Genomic DNA, 5,282 nt, shown 5'->3' with positions numbered 1-5,282 from the left:
TTGTTGTACTTTATTCTATTTTTATTATGTATCTTTTTAATTACAATTGGTACGTATCATAAAGTTTAATTTATATGAGATTTTATTTAATTTTGTGGAAAATTCAATCCAAATATATCAAATCATGACCACGATTTTTATATGGAACATCGCTGAAAAACAAGATACTTGAAGAGTGGATTTACACTGATAGAGCTAGCTTTCGATGCGTGGGGGAGCGAGTTTACAACTTATTGAATACCCAATAGGTGTCGTATCTCCTTTATTTGACTATGCTTATATAAGGCTATTTGCATAGGGCTAAATTATGGAAATAAAACTTGAATCCGAACTCGTTTGCCCAAGTTGTGGTCACAAAAGCCTAGAGGCAATGCCTAAGGATTACTGTCAGTATTTCTACGAGTGTAAAGAGTGCGGTGTACTGCTTAAACCAAAAGCGAATGATTGTTGTGTTTTTTGTTCGTATGGTAGTGTGCCGTGCCCGCCCATTCAAAAGCAGCGTAATGCTTCTAACATTTTACCGACTCGTGCAACAAAACATTCACATCACTAGTTAAACCCTCAAAACTACATTATCGGTTGGTTTTAAACAATATTTTGAACCTTTAGGGAGAAGGGGGGAGTTTTATGGTGTGTAAAGAGTAACGTTCTGGGCACTGACTTAATCGAGCCCAGCATTATAATATGCAAATATGAGCGCATATATCACATTTAAGAAAATGTATTATTTTATATTTTCTTTGTGCATTTATAATTGCTATTTATCAAGTTTGAGACACTGTGAATGGAGAAGAAGCTACAAGCAAATGTTGTCCGATGGGTAGCAATCAGCTCTTACGCTATCCTATTGTTTGGATGGATGTTTTGGTTCTGGCTAGCAATCAATATCGGTGGTTTTCATATGATGGTATTTGCCTTCTTTCCTCTTACCCTACCTTTTGCCGCTGTTCTGGGGCTCTGGAGCTTGGTATTTGGACTCCCAAGTTGGCTCGGTTATGTTTTTATTTGAAAAAGCATGTGATTAAGAGGGGGAATGGAAAGGTTATGGTAAAAAAAAGAGCCTACGACCATCCGAAAATATTGGGATCGAGCAAATAGTTGGATGGTTAACGGCTCAAAAAACAAAGGTTTCATTTATTATGTTAGCAGAGTCTTATATTTCTGCTGCCTTTTTGCGAGTGGTGCGTCTCATTATTTCCAATCTATGTGAGCGTTGATTTACATATGTGGCAACATTCCATTCAAATATTTCAACTCATACCCCCGATTTTGATATGGAACATCGCTGCAAAACAAGACACTTGATGAGTGGATTTACACTGATAGAGCTTATTATCACACTGGCGGTGATGGCGATCCTCATGAGTGCCTTTGCCCCCAGTTTTTCCAGCATTATTGAGTCCAATCGAGAAACTAAAATTCAAAGTGAATTAGGGGATGTTTTTAATATGTCTCGTAATGAAGCGGTGACTCAAAACAAAGCGATGTACTTACATTTTGTTGGATTGCCCCAAAACAGCGAAGTGACACAAGATTGGTGTGTATTACTGACGACCAGTTCAACCACGCCTGTGTGTAATGCTAACGCTGTTTTTTCTATTCGAAGTGATAGTCATCCAAAAATCACAATAGAGCGAACCTACCCTGAGACCTATATCAAATTTAGCGCCGTCAATGGTAAACCAACACTGAGCAATTTTGATATCGAAGGTAGGCAGAGTGTCATAAAGTTTTATGCTAATTCTGCCGATGTCGTGGAATTTAAAGGTACTTTTTGGGGAAGAGCTGAGTTTATGTGATGTCCCTTTTTTCAAAAGGCGGTGAGCGTTAACAGTTAATGGGCTTGAAGATTGCCTACTGTTTAAAAAGCATCAGGCGAGCCTAGACTCGCCTGATTTCATGGCATCTTAAATATTAAGCAATAAATCATTTTACTACGGTTGGCACGGGTCAATCAGGTTCCAGTCACCATCCGTTTTTGTGGTATCTGGCTGTTGCCCTTTTGTCCACCATTTCGCTTCGAAGGTATTATTTCCAAACATCACTTGATCACCTGAAACATATGCGCTCTTGGCATCCCACGGTTCAACAGCGCCACAGGTCTGTGTTACCCCACCTGTTACTGTGATCTGGAATGTTTGACTCGTAACAATCTGACTGTCTGATACTTGCAATACCACTTGGTGGCTACCAATATCTGCGTCCGATGGTGTGCCACTTAGTCGCAATGTGTTGGCATCAAACGATAGCCACACAGGTTTGGTTTTGGCTCTGAATCGTATCTCTGGGCTATCTACGTCTTTGGCGCTCACCTGATAAAGATACGCGGTACCACTGGTCGCATTAACCGGTGCTACCGATGTGAATTTCGGAGCTTGATTCACGTCCAACCCTGCTGAGATTGAAAAGTCTACGTTTGAAATATCGAAGAAGATATTATCAACGGCTTCAACTTTTATTCGAGCCGTTTTGCTTATCAGATCTGGGAGCACGACGTCCGTTGTCCCTGTATTCGGCACGTTTGCAGCTAGTGTATGTGGGTACGTTTTACCACCATCTAAGGAAAGTTGAACATTCACCAAACTTACATTCACTGGGGGTAAATCGGTCCCAGCAACTTGCCAACGCACTGTCTGCGTTGAACCGGGCAGCCAGTTTACTTTTGTATTCGGTTTACTGACCACAAATGGTCCCGCGGTTCCATCGACAGTAATCACACGCTCATCCCAAGACACTTGAGGCGATTCTACGTTATTATCCCGAGCCACTAACCGAAATTTGTAGCTGCGTGCCACGGAAGAAAGTACCTCCCAGGTTGGCGTCTGGTTGTTGACAATTGCGTCTAGGTTCGGCAGGTAACGAGTGGGTGATACTGTTGGCAGTTTTGCTCTGAATGTGGGACCGGTTACTTGATTCGCTGTTGGACGTGCGACTAAATCACCTCGATCAATTTGTTCCCAACTGTAAGTTAATTCAGCTTGGTCTTCTGTATCTACTGCCGACCCCGTCAACACAAATGGCGTTTCTTTTGGGATCGTCACGTCTGGTCCAGCACTGACGACTGGAGGTGTGTTTAACGACATCTCAGACGTACCGCATCCACTGCCATACCCACGATCCATAAAATGACGAACATTCCCGATGCTGTAACTATGGAACATAGCATCGGAGTTCACTTGAACATTCGGTCCACAGACACCTGCGTATCCCATGATTGTGGAACCGCTTCCCGGCTCCACCGCATTGTAAGAGACGCGATTACACCCTGTATTGTGAGTATGTTCGGCACCAAATTGGTGACCAATCTCATGCGCGACGATGTCGATATCAAATGCATCGCCCATCGGCATACCTAACCCAGAAACGCCGCTTCCCTTGCCTCGGGTACAAACGGATCCGATAAGTGCACTTCCGCCGCCCGTTGCACTGAACAGATGACCAACATCGTAACCTTGTTGACCAATCACCTTATCAATGACGACCTGACTTTCTCCTTGCATTAAATCTGAGCGATTGTTTGTGTAGTAATCGTTTACATCGAGGGAAAATAGCTGATCAGTGGTCGGGATCAATTGCAGGCGTATGGCCAAATCACGCTCATAGATCTCATTCACCCGGTTGATTGTGGTTGCAACGGCTGACATCACGCTCTGTTTTGTCCCACCATGAAAGCGAGAGTATTCATAAGTCGTTGCTATTGCTAAACGATATGTTCTTAACGGGTACATATCTGAAGTTCCAAAACCTGAGCGACCAGAACGGAATGAAGTGCCTCTGTTAAGCTGCGATTCACTGCGAGTCAGTGTTTCTTCGAGAAGACGCAGATCCTTTGTTTTGTGATAATCTTTTTTGAAATAGCTGATGTATGTTCTGGTATTTCCTGACTCATAAGGGTCGATATAGAACGTACCGTATTTCTCTGATGTCACCATCGCATGAAACCCTTGCGACGTGTAGTCCAGTACGATCCGAGTATTCTTAGTTTCCGCACTGGTTCCGCTAAACGTTTTAATCTCGGGATAGCGCGCAGCCAGTTCTGCCGGCAGCACTTGGTTTGGCGCAACAACAAAGGTTTCGTAACCCCCATTCGGCAATGGTATAGAAAGATCGACGCTTGCCACCCTTTCATTCGCTAGATCTGTAGAAGCCGTTACGGTCTGATTCAGATGATGTTTAAGGTGGTCAAGCTCTAACTGGATTAAGCGGAATTTAGCTGGCTTGATATAACGTTGGCGGTCAACTTCGGAAGTAGAAGAGTGTTCCACCGTTTCTTGCCAAAACTGGGTGCTTGATGGCTGATTTATGTGTTCTTTTTCTAACATTGCTGAGTGGACGTCATTAGCCGCTATTGCTTGACTCACACCAAGGGCTGTTGCAGATAAAGCAAAACAGACATTAATCCATCGATTCATATTTTTTTTCATGTCGGGCTCCAAGAGTGACATATCCTTTCGGACATACGTAAACACAGTGATATTTGGGTAAATGCAGCTCGCTGAATCTCACAATAGAACGTTTGCGTACAGTAAAAAAAGCATGTCTGTGACGCCCAAGGTAGGAATGCTCACTCTATTGAGAAAACCATAAGTTGCCTAATATCAATGACATAATTCATTAGTCGCACCAATAGTAGGGATTAGGTTTTTCGTGTCATTTCAATGAATTGAAACGATGTTGAACTCAAAATGAGAGTTTATTCATACGATTAATAATTTACGCTTTATTTTATAAAAGATTGATAATAAGCAGGAATTTAAGAGAATGTTCGCTACGGAGTCGGACATGTGGCGAACTATCAAATCGGATCTCAGCTGACGACTTTGTAACGTGTTGTTCATCAGGCTTACTGAGTGGTTTCATTTATTGTTTCTAACTCGTACGCACCACCATTTGGTCTTTCTATACATACGAATGAGTTTGGAGTGCAGTTTTTTCAACTTGAAGAAACAAAAGCGCCAAGCTGACTGGGACTGTTTTTATATACAGTGTATAATGGTGTTCTAACGTGAATTTGTCATGACGAGATGCATGGGCTATCAAAGGTCGCTTTTCATCGAAACGCGTTCTTGGTATGCGGCAGTGCCTTGTCTGAATAAACGCGGATAGGAGGCACCATGAGCAGAGCGCTTGAACTTTTGATGCGAATGCATCTGGAAAAAACACCCACCGTTGAGCGGGGGAAAGCCGTCCTGACTGGGGATGTGATCATCGGCATATTGGGGTTGATGCAAAGACAACATCCCTTAGGGAGCGATCTCATTATGGCTCGCTGGCTGGATGAC

Annotated in this window: 4 protein-coding genes; 3 read left to right on the top strand and 1 reads right to left on the bottom strand. The window is 42.9% G+C overall.

What is annotated here, in order from left to right:
- Positions 1 to 307: 307 nt before the first annotated feature.
- The 3 genes from VPNCDNU1_RS28245 to VPNCDNU1_RS28235 all read left to right on the top strand — a co-directional run bounded on the left by VPNCDNU1_RS28245 (position 308) and on the right by VPNCDNU1_RS28235 (position 1,799).
- Positions 308 to 553 (top strand): GDCCVxC domain-containing (seleno)protein, encoded by a 246-nt coding sequence (locus tag VPNCDNU1_RS28245; protein WP_104403459.1) that lies wholly within the window; start codon positions 308 to 310, stop codon positions 551 to 553.
- A 231-nt stretch (positions 554 to 784) separates the two neighbouring features.
- A complete protein-coding gene (locus VPNCDNU1_RS28240) occupies positions 785 to 1,009 on the top strand; it encodes a maltose ABC transporter permease (protein WP_224055546.1) in 225 nt (74 codons plus the stop codon).
- Between the two features lie 295 nt (positions 1,010 to 1,304).
- Positions 1,305 to 1,799, top strand: a complete 495-nt coding sequence (locus tag VPNCDNU1_RS28235) for a pilus assembly FimT family protein (RefSeq protein WP_167404916.1) — start codon at positions 1,305 to 1,307, stop codon at positions 1,797 to 1,799.
- A gap of 135 nt (positions 1,800 to 1,934) precedes the next feature.
- Here the strand turns inward: VPNCDNU1_RS28235 and VPNCDNU1_RS28230 are convergent, their stop codons facing one another.
- Positions 1,935 to 4,424, bottom strand: coding sequence for a reprolysin-like metallopeptidase (locus tag VPNCDNU1_RS28230; protein WP_167404915.1), 2,490 nt, complete (start codon positions 4,422 to 4,424; stop codon positions 1,935 to 1,937).
- Positions 4,425 to 5,282: the final 858 nt, after the last annotated feature.

This window comes from Vibrio penaeicida, assembly GCF_002933855.1.
Classification (GTDB): Bacteria; Pseudomonadota; Gammaproteobacteria; order Enterobacterales; family Vibrionaceae; genus Vibrio; species Vibrio penaeicida_A.
Note: the sequence above shows the minus strand (reverse complement) of the source record. Positions and strands in the feature narration are given on the sequence as shown.

Excerpts from the sequence above, each read along its gene's own strand:
- VPNCDNU1_RS28245 (WP_104403459.1), top strand. The coding sequence starts at position 308 with ATGGAAATAAAACTTGAATCCGAACTCGTTTGCCCAAGTTGTGGTCAC.
- VPNCDNU1_RS28240 (WP_224055546.1), top strand. The coding sequence starts at position 785 with ATGGAGAAGAAGCTACAAGCAAATGTTGTCCGATGGGTAGCAATCAGC.
- VPNCDNU1_RS28235 (WP_167404916.1), top strand. The coding sequence starts at position 1,305 with ATGAGTGGATTTACACTGATAGAGCTTATTATCACACTGGCGGTGATG.
- VPNCDNU1_RS28230 (WP_167404915.1), bottom strand. The coding sequence starts at position 4,424 with ATGAAAAAAAATATGAATCGATGGATTAATGTCTGTTTTGCTTTATCT.